At 71.0% G+C, this 586-nt stretch carries 1 protein-coding gene; it reads left to right on the top strand.

Translation table 11 applies throughout. From position 1 onward, the window contains the following. Positions 1-26 precede the first annotated feature (26 nt). A partial coding sequence (locus P3H15_RS54895; RefSeq protein ID WP_276144941.1) for a helix-turn-helix domain-containing protein occupies positions 27-586 on the top strand: 560 nt, incomplete at its 3' end.

The following is a 586-nucleotide window of genomic DNA, read 5'->3' on the forward strand; positions in this document are numbered from 1 at the left end:
TCGGCTGGAACAACCGGGTCGGGGAGATGGGGATCCTCGGCTCACCGGCGGCGGGAACGTATCTCCCCGACGAGGACCTGCCGGCGGCGCGGGAGTTGGGTCGCCGGTTGGGCTGGTGTGCGAAACACCTCGGGGTGCTTCCGGGGCCGACACCGGCGCGGACCGGTGCCGCGATCGTCGACAAGATCAAGCGTGAACGCACCCGGTCGGGCAAGGGCCTGGTGGTGGCGACCGCGGGCCCGGTGCCGCCGCTGGACGGGGCCCCGCGCGGGGACCTCGAACCCGCGGTGGGGTTCGCTCGCAGGATCGGACGTGACCCGGGAACGATCTCACGCGAACTGCGCCGCAATGCAGCGACCCGGGGCGGCAAGCCGGTCTACCGGGCACTGGTGGCGCAGTGGAAAGCGCAACAGGCCGCAAAGCGTCCGAAGGCGGCGAAGCTCGTGGGCAACGACAGGTTGCGAAAGTACGTGCAGGAGCGGCTCTCCGGCAACGTCCGCCGACCCGACGGCACGATCGTCCGTGGGCCTAAGACGCCTGCGTGGAAGGGGCTGAACAAGCCGCATCGGCAGGACAGGCCATGGGC

The sequence above is a fragment of the Rhodococcus sp. T2V genome (genome assembly GCF_029269925.1).
In the GTDB taxonomy this organism is placed as follows: Bacteria; Actinomycetota; Actinomycetes; order Mycobacteriales; family Mycobacteriaceae; genus Rhodococcus_F; species Rhodococcus_F koreensis.